The 21,391-nt window shown below is 60.3% G+C and carries 20 protein-coding genes; 12 read left to right on the forward strand and 8 right to left on the reverse strand.

Annotated features, from left to right (window positions below; genetic code table 11):
• Positions 1-7: 7 nt before the first annotated feature.
• From AC8GDA_RS02650 to AC8GDA_RS02665, 4 genes are all read left to right on the forward strand, one after another.
• Positions 8-7,558, forward strand: coding sequence for a YDG domain-containing protein (locus tag AC8GDA_RS02650; RefSeq protein WP_506556761.1), 7,551 nt, complete (start codon positions 8-10; stop codon positions 7,556-7,558).
• Positions 7,559-7,684: 126 nt separating this feature from the next.
• Positions 7,685-8,491, forward strand: coding sequence for a GGDEF domain-containing protein (locus AC8GDA_RS02655; RefSeq protein ID WP_506556762.1), 807 nt, complete (start codon positions 7,685-7,687; stop codon positions 8,489-8,491).
• Positions 8,492-8,502: 11 nt separating this feature from the next.
• A complete protein-coding gene (locus tag AC8GDA_RS02660) occupies positions 8,503-9,129 on the forward strand; it encodes a hypothetical protein (RefSeq protein ID WP_506556763.1) in 627 nt (208 codons plus the stop codon).
• On the forward strand, positions 9,126-10,013 hold the full coding sequence (locus AC8GDA_RS02665; RefSeq protein WP_506557181.1) for an NAD(P)-dependent oxidoreductase: 888 nt from the start codon (positions 9,126-9,128) through the stop codon (positions 10,011-10,013). The genes AC8GDA_RS02660 and AC8GDA_RS02665 overlap by 4 nt, the downstream gene beginning before the upstream one ends.
• On the opposite strand, the gene AC8GDA_RS02670 is transcribed toward AC8GDA_RS02665, so the two are convergent.
• Entirely contained in the window at positions 9,959-10,783 is an 825-nt protein-coding gene (locus tag AC8GDA_RS02670; RefSeq protein ID WP_506556764.1) for a ChaN family lipoprotein, read from the reverse strand. The genes AC8GDA_RS02665 and AC8GDA_RS02670 overlap by 55 nt on opposite strands.
• 149 nt (positions 10,784-10,932) lie before the next feature.
• On the opposite strand from AC8GDA_RS02670, the gene AC8GDA_RS02675 reads away from it, so the two are divergent.
• Together AC8GDA_RS02675 and AC8GDA_RS02680 are read left to right on the forward strand one after the other, a co-directional pair.
• Complete coding sequence (locus AC8GDA_RS02675) at positions 10,933-11,514, forward strand: DUF2062 domain-containing protein (RefSeq protein WP_506556765.1); 582 nt, start codon at positions 10,933-10,935, stop codon at positions 11,512-11,514.
• A 39-nt stretch (positions 11,515-11,553) separates the two neighbouring features.
• A complete protein-coding gene (locus AC8GDA_RS02680) occupies positions 11,554-11,808 on the forward strand; it encodes a hypothetical protein (RefSeq protein ID WP_506556766.1) in 255 nt (84 codons plus the stop codon).
• On the opposite strand, the gene AC8GDA_RS02685 is transcribed toward AC8GDA_RS02680, so the two are convergent.
• From AC8GDA_RS02685 to AC8GDA_RS02710, 6 genes are all read right to left on the reverse strand, one after another.
• On the reverse strand, positions 11,795-12,607 hold the full coding sequence (locus tag AC8GDA_RS02685; protein WP_506556767.1) for a cobalamin B12-binding domain-containing protein: 813 nt from the start codon (positions 12,605-12,607) through the stop codon (positions 11,795-11,797). The two genes, AC8GDA_RS02680 and AC8GDA_RS02685, sit on opposite strands and share 14 nt — an antisense overlap.
• Before the next feature lie 301 nt (positions 12,608-12,908).
• Positions 12,909-13,295 (reverse strand): DUF423 domain-containing protein, encoded by a 387-nt coding sequence (locus AC8GDA_RS02690; RefSeq protein WP_506556768.1) that lies wholly within the window; start codon positions 13,293-13,295, stop codon positions 12,909-12,911.
• The gene (locus AC8GDA_RS02695; RefSeq protein WP_506557182.1) at positions 13,295-13,816 is read right to left on the reverse strand and encodes a thermonuclease family protein; all 522 of its coding nucleotides are present in this window, start codon (positions 13,814-13,816) and stop codon (positions 13,295-13,297) included. The genes AC8GDA_RS02690 and AC8GDA_RS02695 overlap by 1 nt, the downstream gene beginning before the upstream one ends.
• A complete protein-coding gene (locus AC8GDA_RS02700) occupies positions 13,803-14,261 on the reverse strand; it encodes a DUF2721 domain-containing protein (protein ID WP_506556769.1) in 459 nt (152 codons plus the stop codon). The genes AC8GDA_RS02695 and AC8GDA_RS02700 overlap by 14 nt, the downstream gene beginning before the upstream one ends.
• A gap of 40 nt (positions 14,262-14,301) precedes the next feature.
• On the reverse strand, positions 14,302-14,478 hold the full coding sequence (locus tag AC8GDA_RS02705) for a DUF2256 domain-containing protein (protein ID WP_506556770.1): 177 nt from the start codon (positions 14,476-14,478) through the stop codon (positions 14,302-14,304).
• Between the two features lies 1 nt (position 14,479).
• Positions 14,480-15,403, reverse strand: a complete 924-nt coding sequence (locus AC8GDA_RS02710) for a histone deacetylase family protein (RefSeq protein ID WP_506556771.1) — start codon at positions 15,401-15,403, stop codon at positions 14,480-14,482.
• On the opposite strand from AC8GDA_RS02710, the gene AC8GDA_RS02715 reads away from it, so the two are divergent.
• The gene (locus AC8GDA_RS02715) at positions 15,402-15,851 is read left to right on the forward strand and encodes a thiol-disulfide oxidoreductase DCC family protein (protein WP_506556772.1); all 450 of its coding nucleotides are present in this window, start codon (positions 15,402-15,404) and stop codon (positions 15,849-15,851) included. The genes AC8GDA_RS02710 and AC8GDA_RS02715 overlap by 2 nt on opposite strands.
• Here AC8GDA_RS02715 and AC8GDA_RS02720 read toward each other — a convergent pair.
• Positions 15,800-16,705 (reverse strand): NAD(P)H-binding protein, encoded by a 906-nt coding sequence (locus tag AC8GDA_RS02720; RefSeq protein ID WP_506556773.1) that lies wholly within the window; start codon positions 16,703-16,705, stop codon positions 15,800-15,802. The two genes, AC8GDA_RS02715 and AC8GDA_RS02720, sit on opposite strands and share 52 nt — an antisense overlap.
• 64 nt (positions 16,706-16,769) lie before the next feature.
• Here AC8GDA_RS02720 and denD point away from each other — a divergent pair, with 64 nt between their 5' ends.
• The 5 genes from denD (at position 16,770) to AC8GDA_RS02745 (ending at position 21,380) form a co-directional block, all read left to right on the forward strand.
• On the forward strand, positions 16,770-17,762 hold the full coding sequence (denD, locus tag AC8GDA_RS02725) for a D-erythronate dehydrogenase (RefSeq protein WP_506556774.1): 993 nt from the start codon (positions 16,770-16,772) through the stop codon (positions 17,760-17,762).
• Positions 17,759-18,097: a hypothetical protein gene (locus AC8GDA_RS02730; protein ID WP_506556775.1), complete on the forward strand. Its 339-nt coding sequence runs from the start codon at positions 17,759-17,761 to the stop codon at positions 18,095-18,097. The genes denD and AC8GDA_RS02730 overlap by 4 nt, the downstream gene beginning before the upstream one ends.
• 2 nt (positions 18,098-18,099) lie before the next feature.
• Positions 18,100-19,110 carry a DUF6352 family protein gene (locus AC8GDA_RS02735; protein ID WP_506557183.1) on the forward strand — a complete coding sequence of 337 codons (1,011 nt, stop codon included), beginning with the start codon at positions 18,100-18,102 and terminating at the stop codon, positions 19,108-19,110.
• 134 nt (positions 19,111-19,244) lie between these two features.
• Complete coding sequence (locus tag AC8GDA_RS02740; RefSeq protein WP_506556776.1) at positions 19,245-20,291, forward strand: putative 2-aminoethylphosphonate ABC transporter substrate-binding protein; 1,047 nt, start codon at positions 19,245-19,247, stop codon at positions 20,289-20,291.
• Positions 20,292-20,309: 18 nt separating this feature from the next.
• Positions 20,310-21,380: an ABC transporter ATP-binding protein gene (locus AC8GDA_RS02745; RefSeq protein ID WP_506556777.1), complete on the forward strand. Its 1,071-nt coding sequence runs from the start codon at positions 20,310-20,312 to the stop codon at positions 21,378-21,380.
• Positions 21,381-21,391: the final 11 nt, after the last annotated feature.

A 21,391-nucleotide genomic window follows, 5' to 3' on the forward strand; every position in this document is an offset into this window, starting at 1 on the left:
ATGCGACATGCGCACTGACCCATCCACGACCCACACGGCTGCCCGCGCTCTGCGGCAGTTGTTGCTGGGGACGACTGTTTGGATGATGACCACCGCCGCATGTGCGCAGGCTGTCTTGCCTTCCGGGGGGCAGGTGGTTTCGGGCCAGGCCAGCATTGAGGCCAACAATGGTTCGATGACGGTGCGACAGTCGACCCATCAGGCCATCGTGAACTGGGACACCTTCAATGTGGGTCGTGACCAGTCGGTGCAGTTCATCGCCCCAAGTGCCCAGTCGACCACATTCAATCGGATCCTGGATGCCAACCCGAGCCAGATCATGGGTCGCATCCAGGCCAACGGCCAGTTGATTTTCAGCAACCCGCAGGGGGTGGTCTTTGGGGCTACGGCCCAGGTCGACGTGGGTGGACTGATCGTGACCGTCCACAACCTGAGCAACGAAGACTTTCTCGCCGGCCGCTGGCATTTCACCGGGGGCGCTGCTGGTGCGCGCGTGGAGAATTCGGGCCGGCTGCAGGCAGAACTTGGTGGGCACATTGCCCTGCTGGCGCCCGAGGTCCGAAATGACGGCGTGGTTTTGGCCCGTGAGGGCACCGTGGCCATGGCCGCAGGCGAGGCGGTGACCCTGCAGTTTGCCGGCTCACGCCGCCTCTCGGTGGTGGTGGATGCCGCTGTCATGAACGCACTGGTGTCCAACCGTCATGTCATTCGGGCCGATGGAGGCGTGGTTGTGCTCTCGGCGCGAAGCGCCAATGCCATTCTCGAGAGTGTCATCCAGCAGTCGGGAGAAGTCACTGCGCAAAGCCTGGTCAACCAAAACGGTCGCATTTTCTTGCAGGGCGGTGAGCGTGGCGTGGTGGGCGTGGAAGGTCAACTGAATGCGCGTGGCGCTGAGGCCGGCACCCGCGGTGGTGAGATTTTGGTCACCGGTGACAAGGTTTTTGTAGGCGCTGCCGCAGCACTGGAGGCGAGTGGGCCCGCAGGCGGGGGAGAGGTGCTGGTCGGTGGCGGATGGCAAGGCCAAGACCCCCGCATCAACTCTGCCAATGCGGTGGTGGTGGCCTCGGGGGCTCGGCTGGATGCCTCAGCCAGCGAGCAGGGTGATGGCGGCACCGTGGTGGTCTGGTCTGACACCGCCAATCCGCAGGGGGTCACGCGGGTGGCCGGAGACCTTCGCGCGCGGGGTGGCCCGCAGGGTGGCGACGGTGGTCGAATTGAGACCTCTGGTGCGAACTTGGATGTACAGGGTGTCACAGGCGATGCGTCGGCGCCCATGGGTGTGTCCGGCGAGTGGCTGTTTGACCCGTACAACGTGACGATCACGTCGGCCACGGCCAATGGCGCAATGACCAGCGATGTGAACAACGGCAGCACCTGGACTCCGTCTGCAGACAACTCCACCATCCTCAACACCACGATCAACACCCTTCTTGAGGCTGGAACCGACGTGACCGTCACCACCACGGGTGCGGGCGTTCAGGATGGTGACATCGTGGTGGATGCGGCCATCACCAGAGCGACCACGACTGGACGGGCCACTCTCAGCCTCACGGCAGACCGAAACATCACCATCAATCAAGCCATCAACATTGCGGGCAGTGGGTCTTTGTTACAACTCACAGCGGGCGGTTCGAGTGGCGCGGCCGTGGGGTTCCGGGCACCCGTGACAGTGGACACCCTGGTGGTGAATGCGTCTGGTACTGGCGCGATCAATCAGGGGGCAACGGCAGGAGCGGCCGCCCTCACGGTCACCAACCTTGGGCTTAATGCCCCCTTGGCGGCGGTGGACCTCAAAACCAATCAGATCGTCTCCGGAACCACCATCACCAACAGTCTGGGCACGGTGGCCGGAAATGTTGCAAGCCTAGACCTCTTGGCCGGAACCGGTGTGTCCGTGGCCAATGCCAGTCATGGCACCGGTGTGTATGTCGGAACCGTCTCGAGCCTCTCGGGCCTCACCACCACCGGTGCACTCAACCTGAGGGTGACGGACACCAATCTCTACGTGAATTCCAACGTGGTTGCGGGCGGCAACTTGGTGCTGAACGCTGGAAGTGTTTCTGGTAATTCTTTGGCGGCCTCGGCAGCCAACCTCATTGTGTCGGACACCGCAAGCATCAGCACCGGTGGGCAGGGTTTGCTATACACAGGAGCTGTGGCCGAGGGAAGTGCAAACCTGCTTCGTCTGGTGCCCGCCGGCTCAGGCCGGTTCCGTTACAACAGCAATGAGGGCTCTACCGGCTACAGCGCTGCACTGGAGTCGACGGGCCTTCATGTCATTTATCGAGAGCAGCCAACCCTCACGGCGTCGATTGGCTCACTCAGCCGCACGTACGGGTCCATCGGATCGCTCACCCCCAGCATTTCCGGATTGCTGAATGGAGATACCCAGGCCCTTGCCTACACCGTCAACCCCTCTGTGTCTGTTGTCAATAATTTGACCTCCACGTCCGGAAATACACGGGTTGGCACCTACTCTCTGACGGTTAGTACGGGAACGAGTGCACTTGGCTATGCGGTTTTGGGGGGCAGCGGTTCCCTTGCGGTAACCAAGCGAGCCTTAACCACCTCGGCCATCGGCAATAACCGCGTCTACGATCAGTCCACCACCGCTTCAGCCGCGCTTTCGAATGACGCCATCGGAACAGACAAGGTTATTTCGAAGGCCGCATCTGCATCGTTCTTAGATAAAAATGTAGCGAACAACAAGACCATCACAGTGGTTGGAATCAATATTTCGGGCACTGAAGCCGAGAACGTCGATGCAGGGAACTACGATGTTGCAAACACCACGGCAAGCACGACTGCGGACATCACACCATTGGGTATTTCGGCCGTTTATTCCGCCCAAAACAAGGTTTACGACGGTACTGATACTGCTGCGGTCACCGCGAATGTGTCTGCTGAAGTTATCTCGGGAGATACGGTTTCAGCAGTGGCTTCGGGAACGTTTGCTGATAAGAATGTGGGTACAGCCAAGGCTGTGAGTGTCACTGCAGGAGCGCTCACTGGAACAGACGCTGGAAACTACTCCGTGAGCAATCCCACGGCCACAGTCAATGCAAATATCACGGCCAAGACGGTTGCTTTGTCTGCTGCGAAGGTCTATGACGGTGATACGGCGCTGACGGGGTCGGAGGTGACGATCACCACCGGTGTGGGCAGTGAGACCCTTGGCTTTAGCAGCGCCACGGCAAGTAATGAGAACGTGGCCACGGCGGGTAAGTTCATCAACGCCATTACCTTGGTGGATGGCACCAATGGGGGCCTGGCCACAAACTATCAACTGCCCACCCTGGATGCCGCCAATGCCCCGGTGAGCATCACCGCCAAGACCGTCGGTTTGTCTGCTGCGAAGGTCTATGACGGTGATACTACGCTGACGGGGTCGGAGGTGACGATCACCACCGGTGTGGGCAGTGAGACCCTTGGCTTTAGCAGCGCCACTGCCAGTGATAAGAACGTGGCCACGGCCGGCAAGTTCATCAACGCCATTACCCTGGCGGATGGCACCAACGGCGGCCTCGTTACAAACTATCAGTTGCCGACCCTCAATACGGCCAATGCACCGTTGAGCATCACCGCCAAGACGGTTGGTCTGTCTGCTGCGAAGGTCTATGACGGTGATACGACGTTGACGGGGTCTGAGGTGACGATCGCCACCGGTGTGGGGAGTGAGACCCTTGGGTTTAGCGGTGCCACTGCAAATGACAAGAACGTGGCCACGGCCGGCAAGTTCATCAACGCCATTACCCTGGCGGATGGCGCCAACGACGGCCTGGCCACAAACTATCAGTTGCCTACGCTCAACAATACCAACGCAGCAGTGAGCATTACGGCCAAGACGGTTGGTTTGTCTGCTGCGAAGGTCTATGACGGTGATACTGCGCTGACGGGGTCGGAGGTGACGATTACCACCGGTGTGGGAACCGAGACCCTTGGCTTTAGCAGCGCCACTGCAAATGACAAGAACGTGGCCACAGCCGGTAAGTTCATCAACGCCATTACCCTGGCGGATGGCGCCAACGGCGGCCTGGCCACAAACTATCAGTTGCCTACGCTCAACAATGCCAACGCAGCAGTGAGTATCACGGCCAAGCCCATTACGGTTACGGGAATCACGGCAAGCGCCAGGGTCTACGACGCCACGCGAACGGCCAACGTGTCGACTGCTGGCGTGGACTGGGATGCAATCGGGCGCGAGACTGGAGATGACCTTACTTTTGCGTCGGTATCAGGCCTCTACGACAACAAGAATGTGGGGGCCACAAAAACAATCACGCTCACTTCTACTTACTCGGGCACGAGTGCGTCGAACTACGCGATTACATCGCAGCCCACCACCACGGCGGGCATCACGGTTCGGAATCTTTCAGTAACAGCCCTGGCAAACAACAAAATTTATGATGCCACCACGGCGGCAACTTACACGCTGCTCTCGGACATGATCGCAACGGATAGCCTTGTTCTCTCCTCGGCCAGTGGCGTCTTTAATAACAAGCATGTGGGGACAGGCAAGACGGTCACCGTGGCGGGAATTGCCGTCGCAGGAACGGACGCGGGAAACTACCAGTTGATGAACACTTCGACGCAGACCTTGGCAAATGTTTCTGCTCGGACCATACAACTCAATGCCATGACCGCGCAGAGCAAGGTCTACGACGGCAGTACCTCCGGAACCATTACAGGAACATTGTCAGTCACACCATTGCTCAACGATGACCTTACGTTGAGTGCGTCTGGTGCCCACACTGTCGCCTTCTCGGACAAGAATGTTGGAGCAGGTAAGACGGTCACAGTGTCCAACCCCGGTGCCCTTGCTGGCGCAGATGCCGGAAACTACACACTGAATCCCACTGCGACCACCACTGCGAGTATCACGGCGAAATCGTTGACGATCTCCGGAATTACCGCATCGGACAAGGTTTACGATGGCAATGCGGTGGCACAAGTCGATACCAGTGGAGTCACCGCAGCGGTCCTTCAGCAAGGTGGTTTGGTCGCCAGTGATGCATTCGCTGTCGCCGCCACTGGCACATTCCGTAATGCCGACAACACAGCTGATGACAAGAATGTTGGTGTTGGAAAAACCGTGGCACTGACCAGCACCTACTCTGGTGCTGATGTAACCAACTACAACATCACAGGCCAAAATACGACGACCGCAAGCATTACTGCCAAGCCCATCACAATGAGTGGGATCACGGCTTCGGGCAAGGTCTATGACGGAGGGGTATCGGCCACGGTGAGCACGGCTGCACTGACCCAGTCGTATTTGGAGGGTACGGTGGGTGTGGTCAGCGGCGACAGTCTGACGGTGACTGCGACAGGCGTGTTTGCGAACAAGAATGCGGCCCCGGGAAAGACGGTGACGCTGACGTCGAGCTATGGTGGTTCGGACGTGGCTAACTACGACATTACGGATCAGGCCAGCACGACGGCAGATGTAACACCCAGGGGACTCACCATAGTGGGTATTACCGCACTCGACAAGTTCTATGACGGATCGAATGTGGCCTTTGCCAACGTTGGGTCCAGCACCCTCTCAGGGCTGGTCGCCGGCGATGATGTGTCGCTTTCGTCATCGGGGGTCTTCTTAGATGCTGCCGTGGGTGGCAACAAACCAGTATTGTTGACCAACACGCTTGCTGGAAATGATGTTTCAAATTACTCGGTTACCAATCAAGACACAACCTTGGCGAGTATCTTCGACCGGGTCACCGTTCCAGTGGTCCCAACCGCCACCCAGACCGTTGTGCAGTTCAGCCCCACCACGGTTCGGTTTGTGCCACAACCGGTTGCAGTGACATCGGCGGCGCCGGCGGTCTCACTGCCGGTGAGCGCCACCAGTCAGCCTGCAGCGGTGGCGGCCGCCGCAAGCGCTGGGGCAGCCGCCAGCCCGAGTGTTGCGGCCGCTCAGACCGCCACGACCGTCACAGCCGTTACGACTGCTGTTGGCACATCCCCGGCGCTAAGCAGCCCAACGGCGCCCGGGAGCGTGGCCGCAACAGTCGCCGAGGCAGTGGCCGAGGCGGTAGCGGCCACTCCGGCCTCGGCTGCCACACTGCCGGCCAGTGCACTCTCAAGCCTCCCAACCAGCGTGGCGCAGTCCATCCCTGCGGAGACCCTTCAGACGATGAGTCCCGCCCAGGTGAGTAGTGTGCTGGCCGCCCTGGACCCTGCCCAGGCCTCAGCCCTGACCACGGAGCAGGTGGCCCAGGTCGGTGACTTGTTTGCAGCGGCCTCCGATGCCCTCGGCGCATCCACCGCTGCAGCCACTGGTGTCGCGACGTCTTCCCCTGCCGCCCTGGCGCAGGCCAGTCCTGGCGAAGTCCTGGCACTGCTTCCGAGCCTGCCAGCCGAGGCACGCGCCGCCCTGCCCACGGAGACATTGGAGGCTGTACAAGCCCTGATTTCCCAGGCGCTCGAGGCCGAGAAGCCCACGAGTGAGTCCATGGGACTAGGTGCAGGCTCTCGCCTGGCCGGCGCCTCCCTGCCGCTCTCGGAGGTGCCGCAGCTGACACCCGACGCCTTACAGGCGCTGACTGCCCAAGACATGGTGGCTTGGGATGCGGCAGCCCTTCAACAGCTCACCGCGGCCCAGGTGGCCACGCTGCCAGCCGAAACACTGGCTGGCTTGTCCGCCGCTCAGCTGGCTGCTCTGGACGCAGTGCAGCTTCAGGAGTTGAGTGCGTCGCAGCTCGCAGATGTGTCGGCCCTGCTCACGCCGGCGCAATTGGCAGATCTCACCACGGCACAGAAGACTGCAGCGCGAGATGTTCTAGCAAGCACCGCCACGGCCACGGAGACCTCCGCAGCCGGCACTATCCCTGCATTGCCTGCATCAACCCCGCAAGAGGCCGGCACCAGCAGCCTGCTGGGCAGCGCACCGGCTGATGTTGCAAGCCTGTTGCTCAGCCCGTCAGCGATCTCGGCCGAGCAGCTTGCGGTGCTGCCCCTGGGCACTTGGCAGCAACTCGATCCCTTGATCATTCAACAGCTCTCACCCGCGATCATCTCGAACGTACCTCTGGCCGCAATGGCCACCTGGTCGCCGGAGCAGATCGCTGCCTTGCGCGGTGCACAACTCTCGGCCCTGAGCATCCCCCAGTTGCGGGTTGTCTATTTGCTTTTGGCGCCAGCCCAGTTCGCACAACTGCCTGAGGCACAGGTGGCGGGGCTTCGTCTGTCGCAGCGGTTTGTGTGGGTGAGTCGGGTTGGGCGCAACCCGGCGCTGTTGCAGGAACTTCTCGCCTCGGCAAAGCGCGACCCCGTTCGGCTAGACACCCAGGATCTGGCCCAGCTCGGCCCGCGCGAGGCTGCTCGCCTGTCTCCTGTCTCGATTCGTCAGCTCGAGGCTGCGCAGATTTCAATGCTGCAGCCTGCCGTGTTCTCGGCCCTGTCGGATCAGCAGGTTCGAGCCCTTCGGTCTGAGCAGATTGCCTCGCTCGACCCGAGTCAGTTGAGCAGCATCCTGCCCTGGCTCACCTCCGAGCAGGTGCGCGCCATCACCCCCGGACAGCTCAGCGGGCTGAGAAACCTGGTCGAATCGAATTAATCCTTCAAGCCTTTTAAGCCCATCAAAGCGCTGGCATTGAATTGAAGCCGTCCCAGGTTAAAGTAAGCCAAATTCACCAGCCGGGAGGGCAATCCGATGCAGCAGGCTGTTTCCGCGTCACTTCTTTTGACAGCCGCTGAAGTCGTTCAGCAGGACGACCCCAAGCGTGTAATGTCACTGGTGACCGAGCGCATCGACGCGCTGTTTCGGGATGAACGGGTGGTCTTCGCAGAGGGATTGGCAGCGGAGAACATGTCTCAGCTGCAGGGCGCAGCCTATCTGGCGGGTCTTGAATACGGCCCATCGCAGTATGCCCAGCTCGCCATTTTTCGCGCTGCACCGCTTGAGCCTGAGACCAAAGAGAGTCTGGATGCATTCTTCGGGATTGCCCGCCAATGGCTTGCAGCCCTTGCCGAGGTGTCTGATCGCGAGGCTGAGCTTCAGCAACTGCTGGGCAAAGACCCGCTCACCCGTCTGCTCACGGGCCGAGACCTTGCGCGGCAGATGTCTGCGGCTCTCGACGAGGCCAGCCCCGGTGGTGAGAAGCTGGCCTTCCTGCACATCGACCTCATCGGCTTTCGGGCGGTCAATGAGCAGCTCGGCGATGAAATGGGAGATGAGCTTCTCTTTGCCCTCTCCGAGAAATTGCTGCGCGCGGTTCGAGACGGGGATCTTGTGGGCCGCCTGGGCCCAGATGAGTTCGGAATTCTATTGCGCGACATGTCGACGGATCGGGCCCTGCAGGGCGTGATGGCGAAGTTTGAGGCGATCATGGAGTCGCCTCCGATTCCCACCGAACTCTGGAACGGTGCCCGCATTGCACTGGTTCTGGCCCCCGACGATGGCCAGACGGCCCAGGCCCTGATGGACAAGACGCGTGCTGCACTGGCCGCTGCCAAGCACAAGGCGCCCAAACAGCAGGGCCGCGTCTAAGGCGCACGCGCATGCTCTCAAGGCTCTTTTCCGGAAAAGACAAGGACGCCCTCGAGCAGGCCAAGGCTGCCTTTGAGCAGGCCTGCCTCATCAAGGGTGACTCTCGCGAGGCACAGGTTGCGCGCATCCGCATCGCCCTGCGCTGTCGTGCGGTGCTCGACAAGACCTTTGTCGAGGGTGCAGAGCGATCGCTCGACCATGCCGAGCGTTGCATGATTGCCCTGGTGCAGGGCGAGGGGCGGCCCCCTGATCCCAAGGCCTCCGCCTTTCAGAAGATCAAGAGCATCAATGGTGAGATCGATGCCTACATCCCCTTGGAGTACGCCGAGGAAGTCTTCAAGATTGGTGCCGCCTATCAACTGGAGCAGATCTCCGCGCGGCAGGCCGTTGAGCTGGCCCAAGATGTGGCCGATCGAATCTCATCCCACCTGAACCTGGATGTTCCGTTTGAGGCCCTGGGCTTCATGGCCAAGAACATCGAAGAGGAGGAAGCCGCAGCCGCGGAAGCCCAAGAGACTACAGCGCAAGATCAGCCTGATCTGGGCGACGCCACAAACACACCTGCTGCGCAGGACTCAAACACAGACAAGAAGTCGACTGGCAAGGCCAGTTGGCTCGAGCGGGCGGGGCTCTACTGATGCGCATCTCGATGATCGGCGTGGGGCTCATGGGCCATGGCATTGCAGCCAACCTCCTCAACAAGGCCCATGAACTTTCCTTCCTGGAACACCCCGGCAATCAGCCCACGGCTGACCTCATGGCCCAGGGTGCACTGGCCATGCCCACGATCGAGTCGCTGGTGGCCTCTGCAGACATGGTCCTGGTGGTGGTGACCGGGTCACCGCAGGTGGAGCAAGTGGTGCGTGGCCCGGGAGGCCTGCTGGCGCACATGAGGCCAGGCCTCGTGGTGATCGACTGCTCCACGGCCATCCCAGACTCCACGGTGGCCCTGGCGCAGGCTGTGGAGGCGGCTGGCGGGGCCTTCGCAGATGCAGCCATGACGAGAACACCCAAAGAGGCCGCAGAGGGTCGATTGAACCTCTTGGTGGGAGCACCGCCCGCGCTCTTTGAACGGATTCAGCCGGTGCTGGCGTGTTTTGCGGAGAACATCACCCATGCCGGGCCGGTGGGGGCCGGTCATCGGTTAAAGCTCCTGCACAATTTTGTGTCCTTGGGTTCGGTCACGCTCATGGCCGAGGCCTTTGCCTGTGCAGAACAGTCGGGCATCCCGGCCGAGCTCTTGGTCGACACCCTGGCCAAGGGCGGCGGTTGGGGGGCCGCCCTGGATCGAATCAAGCCCTATGTGCTGGAGGGCAAGGCAGAGCACTTTCGATTCAGTGTGGCCAATGCCTCCAAAGACCTGACCTACTACAACGGCATGGCTCAGGCCAGCGGGGTCTCCAGTGCGGTGGCCCAGGGCGTGCTCAGCGACCTTCAGGCTGTCGTGCAGGCCGGCCAGGCAGACGCTTACATGCCGCTTTTGGCGTCTTTGCTGGGCGCGGAAAAACCCCGAAAGGCCTGACAGGGGTCTGGCCGCTCGATCGACGGGCTCTGCCAGCTGACATCAAAAGGTGGGGATGCATCGGGGGGCTGCTCAACAAAGCCCACTGACACCACCTTGAGATCTGGACGGCTCGCCCTCAGGATTTGGGGCACGCCGTAATCCAGCCGGGCATGGCCATTTCCCAGCACCACCACCGCAGGAAGTTGCTCCAAGGCAGCCAACGCCATGCTTGCATCACGCAGCCTCTGTATCTGGCGAATATGACCAAGGTGTTGCTCGGGAAGCATGCCGCAGTGCCCATCTCGAAGGTCAGTGTCGAGCAGTGCCTGCGCCTCAGCAGACAGCGGTGCCTGCTTCAACAGTGCCAGCAGCTTCGGGTGCCCAACGGAACGCAGCTGGGCCCGGGTTAGATTGCCCCCGTGCACGGCCCAGCCCAGCTCGTCTGTTGCATCGAACAGGGGTTTGTGAAGCGGCCATCGCCAGCCCGATGGATCAAAGCCTGCGGCCTTCAGCCGCTGCAATTGCGTCTCTGGGGTGCCGGCAGGCATGTGCTGCGGCGCCATCAGGTGCTCGGCCACCACACGGAGGGACCGACCCGACAGTGCGCGCAAGAGATCCGCCCTCGCCTGGTGATGGTGCGGGTTGTCGTGCAGTTCACCGAGCAAAATGACGTCAGCTTCCTGCAGGAGCGTGAGCAGTGCCGCTCTGTCGGCCGTGGCGCCCTGGATCTGAAGCGCTCTTGGGGTCGTCTCCCCTGCGGCAACAGGGGAAAGCCCAAGCGTCAGCAAGGCGCCCGCGACCAGTAGAAGCCGAGTGGCTCGCAGGAAAGCCGCCGTCGAACGTTGATTTGAAGCGGAAATTGGGCTCATTTTTGACTCGGGTCTGACTTCTTGTATTGTGCACAGCATTACACCCATTGTTGCCCGCATCCCCTTTCATGGCCCGACGGTTTATCCAGAAGTTTCTCCCCACACAGGAACAGATCGCAGCCAACAAGACGCTGCGCTTCCTGGGGCCGGCCATTCTGCAGCCGGGGCTCTGGCATGTCACGCGCCGCAGCGTCTCCGTGGGCGTTGCGATTGGGCTTTTTTGTGCCTTCATCATCCCAGTCGGTCAGATTCCGTTGGCAGCCGTCATCGCCATTTATTTCCGGGCGAATTTGGCGGTGGCCACACTCAGCACCTTCGTGACCAATCCATTCACCTTTCCGCCCATCTATTACGTGGCGTACCTCGTGGGCTCGGCCATGCTCGGCGAGAAGGTGGTCGAGTCTGAGGTGGCCTCGGTGGTGTCAGAGATTTCCCAAGAGTCCGACCAAGGCTTGATTGACGGTCTGCTGAGCTGGGTCTCGAGCCTGGGTGATTTGGGCGTTCCACTGCTGCTCGGCATGGTGACCTTTTCAGTGGTCTCTTGTGTGCTCGGTTACTTCATCGTGAACCTCGCCTGGCGGGCCAGTGTGGCCATTCGCTACCGCAAGCGCAAAGCCTTGCCAAGGCCAGAGGGGAACCCCAGGCCCTGATCCGAGTCTCATGATCATGAGACCATCGGAGGTGGGCGCATGAAGACCTTTCAATGGATGACAACCGGCCTGGTGCTGTCTGCGCTGCTGGGTTGTGAGGGGGCACCATCATCAAACGTTCACAAGACTGTGAACCAGCCCGAGAAACAGATTGATATCCCCTGCTATATCAGTGAGCAGTCGGTGCGAAACGGCATGAGAACCTGCATCTACAAGTGCCAAGATGGCAGCGCAGACTCCGCATCCACCGAGAGTCAGTTCACCTGCCCAAATACCATCTTCAAACGGGTCTAGCCGGCAGGTTTTGTTCGGCCAAGGCCACGGCATCGGGTGCGCTGGTACAGCATCCAATGGTTTCGAGCGACGCCGCCATCCTCAGCGCCTCGGCCCCAAAGGCCGAGACAAAGATTGGGCCGCCCAACATGAACTTTAGGCCTGGGTTTCGTGAGGCCTGCCGCACCTGAGGAAGCAGCCGCTGTAGTTGTCTCAGTTCATGCTCCGTGGCCACCGACACGCCCGCAAGGTCGAACCATTCATTGGCCACCGTTTCAAGAATCGTTTCTTCGCTGGTGCCCACTTCGATGACGACCTCCCAGTTGGCACGACGAAAGAAGTCCGAGACGACGATGAGTCCTAGCAGGTGCTGCGAGCCAGGTGCAGTGGTGAGCATGATGCGATGCAGTGGGCCCGAGGTCTGTGGCCCGTCCTGGTAGGCATAGCCAAGCCGATGTGCAATCTCATGGAGCCTGGCCAGGCCAATGGTTACATTGGCAAAGTCCGATAGATCTCGCTCCCAGAGTTCTCCCAGGTATCGGGCTGTGGGCGTGATGAGATGGATAAAAAGATCGGTTGATTCCGTACCTCGCTCCAGCGACCGATCGATGATGGCCTGCGCAGCAGCAGGGCTCTCGCCGATGCAGGCATTGGCAAAGGCCACGATGTCGGTGGAGCCAAATACATGCTCCGGTCTACGCGTCTCGAGCGCATGGACATTTGTAACCATGGGATGCGCGCCAAGGAGCCGAGGGAGGATCTCATCCTCGATGATTCTCGACAGTGATGCGTCGCAACTGGACGTTGTTCTTTTCAGCATGTGTCCCCCAACACCTTGGCCTTGATTGCGTTATAGACCCCTTCTCAGGGGCTTTCAACTCCGGTCATGGCGGCTGCGTTTGTCATTCGAGGCGCTGAGGAGCTTGGGCACCACGGTTCCCTCGATGAAAGCGAGCAGGCTTTTGCGCTGATGGGGCGTCAACCCCCCGGCGACTGCGCGCGAGGACAGGCCGAGAACGGGCTCTGGCGACGGTTTGGTGGTCAGTTTCTTGAGGCTCGAGCCCATGCGTCGTTATAGCGCCGGGCCCTGGAGGGGTCAACCTGAGGTTTATCTCTATGTCTTAGCGCTGCCGCCAGGCGGCCAGGATCAGTGAGAGCCATCCCAGAATAAATGCCAGGCCACCCCAAGGGGTGATGGCCCCAAGACCTGCAATGTCGGTCAACACCCGAAGGTAGAGGCTTCCGCTAAAGACAAGAATGCCCGCTGTGAAGGCCAGGGCGGAAAAGGTTGTCCAGGGGCCCGTTCGGCCGGCCAGCGCCAGCAAGGCCACCGCATGAATGAGGTGGTAGTGCGCACCGGTCTTAAAAATTTCCACCAGGCGGGGCTCTGCGAAGGCCGACAAGCCGTGGGCAGAGAAGGCCCCCGCCACCACGCCAGTGGCCCCGAAGAGACCTGCGAGGGCGAGGATCACCCTGCTGCCACTGTTGGAATGGATCGTGTTCATCATCACCTCGATTCGTTTCGCTTCTGTCGACGCCACTGCCACGGTGGCGTCGGGCTCTTGTCGACCCATAGTCCTCGTTTGTCCGACCTGGCCTGCGCCTCCGAGTCTAGAAGCGCCTTTGCAAAGGGCTTCGGAAGTTTCCCAAGGTATTGACGGTAAGCCCAGGCCAGGCCTCTTGCCACCTGTTGCTGATTGATGTTGTTGCTGCCCTCATAAACGATGCCCACCTGTCGCGTGTAGCGGTCTTTTGCGTGCACCTCGATACGCACCTCTTTCCGAAAAACAAGGTCGGATAGAGACTGCTTGCTGCGTTGTCCGAAAGGCTGTGCCTGTTCGGGGGCGTCGATGCCCGCGAGGCGCACTTTGTATTGTTTCTTGTCTGCGGTGAGCACTGTGATGGAATCGCCATCGGCGATGCCCACCACCTGCCCGCGAATCTCCCAAGGGGTCGCCCAGGCCTGCCCAGCAACGAGGACAAGCGTGAACAGCCCAATCCAAAGCCGAGGCAGGCTAGCGGTTGGCACCAATTCGAACACTTCGAGATGCCACAAGGATCTCTGCCAGGTAGAGCACGCAGGCCATGATGAAGCAGACCAGGCCAGACAGAAATGTGATGGACACCCAACTGGAGAGCTGCAGGCGGCCGGTAATGCCAGCTGAGTAGAAAAGCTCGATCACGGTGAGCCCGATGAGTAGGGCGCAGATCACCATCAAGGCCGTTGACCAATTGATGATTCGGCCTCGCGTGGCAAGGGATTCGATCTCATCCTCGAGCTTGGCCCGGGCATCTGCGCCATCGAGCTGCTCAAGCTTGGCCTCCAGGGCGCGTGCCCGGTCGATCACTCGTGCCAGCCGAACACCGAGTGCATTGAGCATGCCGGCCACACCAGTCAGGAGGAAAACAGGCGCAATGGCCAGCTGGATGGCCTCGGCCAGTGGGCTCCAGTCGCCCATCATGGGGAGCCGCACGCGCGGTTTAAGTTCATCGCCACATTGTAATGAGTCGCGGTCAGTCGGCTGCCGAAGGCCTGCTGCGCTTGCCCAGTTTGCGACAGGCATCTGAGCAGTGCTTTACCTCATCCCAGTTCTTGGCCCAAGACTTTCGCCAGGTCATGGTGCGTCCGCATACGCTGCAGAGCTTGCTTGGCAGGAAGCTTTTGTTGCCCGGGTGGTCGCGCTTGGTCATGTCAGGTCAGGCAATAGGCCTGAATGGCGGCCTCAAACGTCTGCCGATGGGCCTGGACTGTCAGCTCGATGGGGTCGGAGTAGCCACCGGCCATGGCTACGGCAATCGGAATGGCACGTGCCCTTGCAAACGCAAAGACCGCGCGGTCGCGGTCAAGCAGTCCTGCAAGGCTGATGCTCAGGCGTCCAAGCTTGTCACTCTCCAGTGGATCTACGCCCGCCAAGTAAATCAACAGGTCTGGTCGGGGAAGGGCATCCAGCCGCTCGAGCAGATGGTGAACGGCAACTAAATAGTCGGCATCGGTGGTGCCATCGGCCAGTGCGATGTCGATGTCCGACTCGCACTTCTGAAAGGGAAAGTTTGAGGCCCCGTGGATAGAGCAGGTTAGGGTGTTCGGACGGCCAGCCAGGATGGTGGCGGTGCCATCGCCCTGGTGAACGTCGAGATCAATGATGGTCACGCGCAGGCCAGCATGGTTCTTCTGCATCCAGTGGCAGGCCACCGCAGCATCGTTAAAGCAGCAATAGCCAGATCCAAAGTTTCGGTGCGCATGATGCGTTCCGCCGGCCAGGTTAAAGGCCACCCCGGGCGCCGACCCATAGGCCTGTTCGCATGCCGCAAGGGTGGCGCCCACCGAGCGCCGTGAGCGCTCCACCATTGCTTCGGACCAGGGAAATCCAATCTTTCTCATCGCCTGCCCATCGAGTTGGCCTGTGCAGAGTTGGTGTACGTAGTCCGCGTCGTGGCAGAGCATGAGCTGCTCGTCTGTGGCGGCCTGTGGTGGGCAGACCTCGATCTGCTCTAGCGCATTCAAAGACTCGCGCAGCCATCGATACTTCACCATGGGGAAGCGGTGCCCTTGCGGCAGTGGCAGCTCGAATTGGTCCGTGCTGAAGGCTTTGATGAGGGGTGTGGGGCTGGCCATGGTCGATTTCAGCTGGCTGGCTGTGGTCTTTGTCTGGAATGCAGTGGCATCATCGTTGGCAATTATGAGCACAGCCCAACTCGATTCCGCCCCAGGAAAACTCAGTGTCTACTTTGACGGCGGCTGCCCCGTGTGCCGCGCCGAAATCTCGTCTTATCAAAGTGGCCCCGGTGGCGATGGCATCTGTTGGCTCGATGTCACCAAGGTGAGCGCAGATGAACTCGGGCCTGGCCTGGTACCAGAGGCTGCCATTGCTCGGTTTCATGTTCGCCGGCCAGATGGTGAACTGGTGAGCGGGGCTGCGGCCTTTGTCGAGGTCTGGAAGCAGTTGCCCAGGTGGCGTTGGCTGGCCATCATGGCGCAGTTCCCCGGCGCCATTGGCCTTATGGAATATGCCTACCGGTTGTTCCTCAAAGTAAGGCCGCTCTGGCGCAAGACGGCGCGGTAGTGGTCCTCTAGCGTGGCCACGCCGTGGCTCGGTGTTGCGTCTGCATCGTAGGACTTCGTCTCCTCACTCCACAGCAGCATCGACTCGGTCGCGTAGTAATGCCCAATGCGGGCGTACTCCGCCTTGGCTTCGAGGCCTGGGAAGGCCTTGCTCAGCACGTGCAGTGCGCGCGAGACCCAGAGCAGAAGCCCAGGCGGCACCTGTCGTATCCGCACTGGGCGCCCCAGAATCTGCGCCAATAGCGCTGCCTGATCACGTGGCGTCAGGGCCTCTCCGGGCCCACCAACGGGAAGAATCTTGCGAGACCGCTCCGGCTGATTCAAGCAGCCGACCAGGAACTCCGCCAGGTCATCATCGGCAATGGGCTTGCAGGCGGTAAGCGTTCCATCTCCGAAGACCAGAAACGGTTTGCCGCGCTGCACCCGCGAGAGCTGTCCGCTCAAGGATTTGAAGAAGGCTGTGGGACGCACAATGCTCCAGTCGAGTGGCGAGGTCATCAGCTCATGCTCGAAAGCCAGTTTTGCGTGTTGAAAGTGCAGCCTCGGCCGCTGAACACAGATGGCCGAGAGCAGGACGAACTGCCTTAAACCCGCCTCCACACAGGCCTTGAGGAGCATCGATTGCGCCTGATGGTCTACCCGCCATGCATCGGCCTTGGTGCCCGTTCGAGAGGCCATGCAAGACACCACTGCAGAGGCGTCATGGCTTCTCAGTTGATGGCACAACTGGTCTGCGCTGTGGAAGGCCTCACGGCCAAGCGTCAGGACACGGTGGCCTTGGGCCTCCAACGCTTTCTTGGTTGCGGCGCCAATCGTTCCGCTGGCGCCCGTCAGGGCAACATTCTGTGGACGCATCGCCGCATGTTAGAGCACGTCTGTGCTGGGCTCTCCGGGGAATGCTTTCTGTAATACTTTCCAGATGAACATTCTCATCACAGGCGGCAGCGGTTTTCTGGGTGCAAGGCTGGCGACCGCCTTGCTCAAAGCGGGGGCGCTCTCGGTCGGGGGTGGGCCAGCCCGGAGCATCAGTCGGCTTGTGCTCACAGACCTCAATGAGCCACCTGTGGCCCTCCAGGCCGATTCAAGGGTTCACTTCCTCAAGGGCTCGCTTCAGAGCGTCCTGCGGGATGGCCTGCCGGGCCCTGAGGTGGATCTGGTGTTTCATTTGGCCGCTGCGGTGAGCGCGGAATGCGAAGCCAACTTCGACCTGGGCATGTCGAGCAACCTGCAGGCCACGATCGACCTTCTCCAGGCCTGTCGGGCTTCGGGAAGGGCGCCCACGGTGGTGTTTGCGAGCTCCGTGGCTGTCTTTGGCCGCCGGACGGGTGAGTCTTGGGAGGGTGTGACGGTCGATGACGACACGCTGCCCACGCCCCAGAGTAGTTATGGCATTCAGAAGTTTGTAGGCGAGCAGTTGATGGCGGACTTCGGCCGCAAGGGCTACATCAAGGCCAGAGCCGTGCGACTGATGACTGTCAGTGTCCGGCCAGGTCGGCCCAATGGTGCCGCCTCCGGGTTTCTCTCGGGAATGATTCGCGAGCCATTGGCGGGTGTTCGGGCTCAGGTGCCTGTGAATCCAGACACGCGGGTGGCGTTGTCATCGCCCTCGACAAGCATTGACGGGTTGATTCGTGCAGCCCAGGCCTCTGACGGTGAATGGGGCCCACTGACGGCCATGAACCTGCCCTCGCTCACCACCACGGTGGGGGCCATGGCCGACACCCTGCTGAGAAAGGCTGGCCCTGAGGCCCATGGCCTGCTCGACTGGGAGCCAGACCCTACGGTTGCACGAATCGTTGGCGGTTGGCCCAGCCAACTCAAGGCAAGCCGAGCGGCTGGGCTGGGCTTGATGCCGGACGCTTCTTTCGATGACATCATGGACCAATACCTGCGGGAGCAGGGCGCGCCGTGAGCCCGTTGGCGCGTTGTCAGGCTGCACCGATGCCAAGGCTTCTGTGGGCTGCGGCTGCCATGGTTGCCGTGTTGACACAGACAGGCTGCGTGCAGCGCAACCTTGAGTTCAATTGCCAGGGGCTCGATGAGTCTGAGATGGAGATGACGCCCACCAGCCTTCAGTTCAAGGGCGTTTCGTATTCCTTTCAGGAGGAGTCTGGTGCCTGGCGTTCTTACGGGGCGGAAAACACGAGGCCTCCCATTCGTTTCAACCCCTCTTCGGGAGAGCTCGTCCTCGGTGAGCGGACATGGACCTGCCGAAAATATGAGGCGCTTTTGGAGCGGGTCAATTGACGGTGCTCTGGCCGAGTTGCGGCTACGAACTCCTACAGATCAACGAACAAAACCAACTGCTGGTGACCGATGCTTTTCTGTCGCAGCTGCTTCAACGCCCCGAACTCGCTCCGGTCGAGACATCCTGCGAGACCGAGCGTGAGATTTTTAGTCGATTGGTTGAGACGCCCAGGGCCGCCATTTCCCCGGAGTCACTCGCCAAGATTCAGAATCAGGATGTGGCGGACAACTACCGCGTCTGGCTTCGATTTCGAGATCGTCTTGTCACGGCCCCGACGCTAGAAGCCAACTACAAGGCATTCTTCCAGGATGGCCGCATCGATTTCCCACCAGTGCTGGTGGATGACATCACCCAGGTCTTGGTGCGTCATGTGCTGGGGCAATCTGTCAGTGCGATCCAGGCGCGGGTTGGGGAAATGTTCTTTCGGGCCCAGACGGTCACACTGCATGAGCAGACCAGCCTTCTGGCCGCCGACAGCCTGACCCTCGAGCAACGCGCCCAGTCTCCAGGCTATGGGGCCTTGGGGCAATTGCTCAAGAAAGGGGGTGTGTCGGTCTCTCAAGGAGACCTTGATGTGCTCACGCAAGACCATGCGCAGCGGTATTGGCGTGACACCGAGGCCTTTGACATGGCCGTCGTTCTGAACTGGGGGCAGCCTGCGGCAGTGGCCATTTGTCATCTGATTGAGCGATGGGTGCAACACCTTCTGCATGCACAGGTGAGGGTGGCTGCCGTGGGTGCCATTGAGGATGAGCAGTGGGCCTGGCATCTCGGTCTCGATGCACAGTCGACGGCGATTCTCAACGATCTCTACTTGGGAAAGTCCGTGGATGCTGATCGGTTGCGCCGCTTGTTGGTGCTCTTTCGACTCGACTTCGCAGACCCCTCTGACATGCTGCAACGGGTGGCGGGCAAGCCCGTTTACATGGCGATCGCCATGGATGAGGGGAGCCGCCTGCGAATCAAGCCACAGAACCTGTTGCTCAACCTGCCAATGGCCCTTCGGTCCTAATTCAATACTGTTGGGTAGAGGTAGAGTCGGCTGTAAATATTTCGTAAGAAATTTGAAGCCGGAATGTCATTTGAGCGCGAGACGATGTCTGGGCTGTGAAGTTCCCAACATCTCACCAATCCACGGAGTCTCAAATGCTCTCATCCTTCAAAGGCCGTCGGGCCGTATTGGCTGCCGCGCTGGCAGCGTCCGCATCACTCTGGGTGGCTGGCGCAGCCGCCCAGTCAAAAACCGAGCTGATGGTTTACACGGCCCTCGAAGCCGATCAGATCCAGGCTTACAAGCAGGCCTTTGAGGCCAAGAACCCATCTATCGAACTCAAGGTGGTTCGGGACTCAACCGGCATCATCACCGCAAAGCTCCTTGCGGAAAAAGCGAACCCCCAGGCTGACGTGGTTTGGGGCTTGGCTGCCACATCGCTCATGCTGCTCGACAAAGAGGGCATGCTGCAAGGCTATGCTCCAAAGGGATTGAACCAGGTCAAGGCTTCCATGAGAGACGCTCGCCCTGCACCCACCTGGGTCGGCATGGATGTCTGGTCGTCTGCCATCTGCTTTAACACCAAAGAGGCTGCCGCCAAGAAACTTCCAAAGCCCGCCTCTTGGGCTGATCTGACCAAGTCTGCATACAAAGGCCAGATCACCATGCCCCATCCGGCGAGCTCGGGAACTGGCTACCTCATGGTTTCGGCCTGGATGCAGATGATGGGAGAGAAAAAGGCCTGGGAGTATATGGACAAACTCCATCAGAACATTGGCGTGTACACCCACTCTGGAAGCAAGCCATGCCGACAGGCTGGAGCGGGCGAGTATGCGGTGGGTCTGAGCTTTGAGTATCGCGCTGACAAGACCAAGAGAGATGGCGCTCCCATTGATGTGGTGCTCCCCAAGGAGGGCCTCGGCTGGGACATGGAGGCCACAGGAATCATGAAAGCCACCAAGAAGCTCGATGCGGCCAAGGCCCTGGCAGACTGGTCTGTCACCCGTGAGGCCAACGAGCTCTATGCCAAGAACTTTGCGGTCGTGGCCATACCCGGCGTTCAGCAGAAACTCGAGTTCATTCCTGCTGATCTTGAGAAACGTCTCATCAAGAACGACTTTGCCAAGGCTGCAGCCGACCGCGAGCGCATCCTGAAGGAATGGAGTCGCCGCTACGAAGGAAAGGCTGAGGCCAAGTCTTAAACGGACGAGGCGCGCATCATGCTTGTGGCCAAAGGTCTTTCAAAGGCCTTTGGTTCATCCAAGGTGCTTCGGCAGGTCTCCCTGGCGCTGGGGCCTGCCGATTTTGTCTGCCTGCTCGGGCCATCTGGGTGCGGCAAGACCACACTATTGAGAATTCTCTGTGGCATTGAAACTGCTGATGCGGGGCAGATTCTTCTGCGTGGGGAAGACATCACGCACACCCCGGCGCAGGATCGTCGCTTCGGGGTGGTGTTTCAGTCCTATGCACTCTTCCCGAATCTCACTGCAGAGCAGAACGTGTCCTATGGCCTTACGCACCTGACTCCCCCCGCTCGCCGGCGACGAGCCCGAGAGATGCTCGACCTGGTCGGGCTCATCGACTTCTGCAATCGTTTTCCAGCACAACTCTCAGGCGGTCAACAGCAACGGGTTGCACTCGCCCGAGCACTGGCACCTGAGCCGGCCATTCTCTTATTGGATGAGCCATTGTCGGCGCTCGATGCCAAAGTGAGAGAGAACCTGCGCCATGAGATTGTCAGCATTCAGCGCAGCCTTGGCGTGCCAACCATCATGGTCACCCACGACCAAGAGGAAGCCCTCGCCATGGCGGACCGTGTGGTGCTGATGTCGGACGGGGTCATTGAGCAAGAGTCCTCACCTGTCGACCTGTATCGATCGCCGAAATCCATCTTCGCCGCTCAGTTTGTGGGCCGTGCGAACCTCGTTCCAGCCTTGTATGCGCATGGCGTTTATCGGGTTGGTCCATTCTCTGTGCCTGCGCGAGGTCCTGTTCCCGCCAAGGATGGTGAGGAGGTGATGCTGGCCGTTCGCCCGGAGCGCTTTGATCTTCTCAATGGGGTCGACGCGCCGCATTCGGATCGCCTTGCGTTTCATGGGCAGGTGCGCTCCATTCGATTCGGCGGCGCATTTTGGAACCTGGAACTGGACTGCCCAGATCTACAGCAGCCCATTTGGGTAGACCTTCGAAATGCAGGCCATACCGGATGCCCTTGGGCGATTGGAGGCTCCATCGGGGTCTCCGTTCCCCATGATGCGCTTCATCCTGTCGGTCCTGTATGGCTGTCTTAACAACATTCAGC

Origin of the sequence: Hahnella aquatica (SeqCode) (assembly GCF_965194505.1) — a bacterium.
Classification (GTDB): Bacteria; Pseudomonadota; Gammaproteobacteria; order Burkholderiales; family Burkholderiaceae_A; genus Hahnella; species Hahnella aquatica.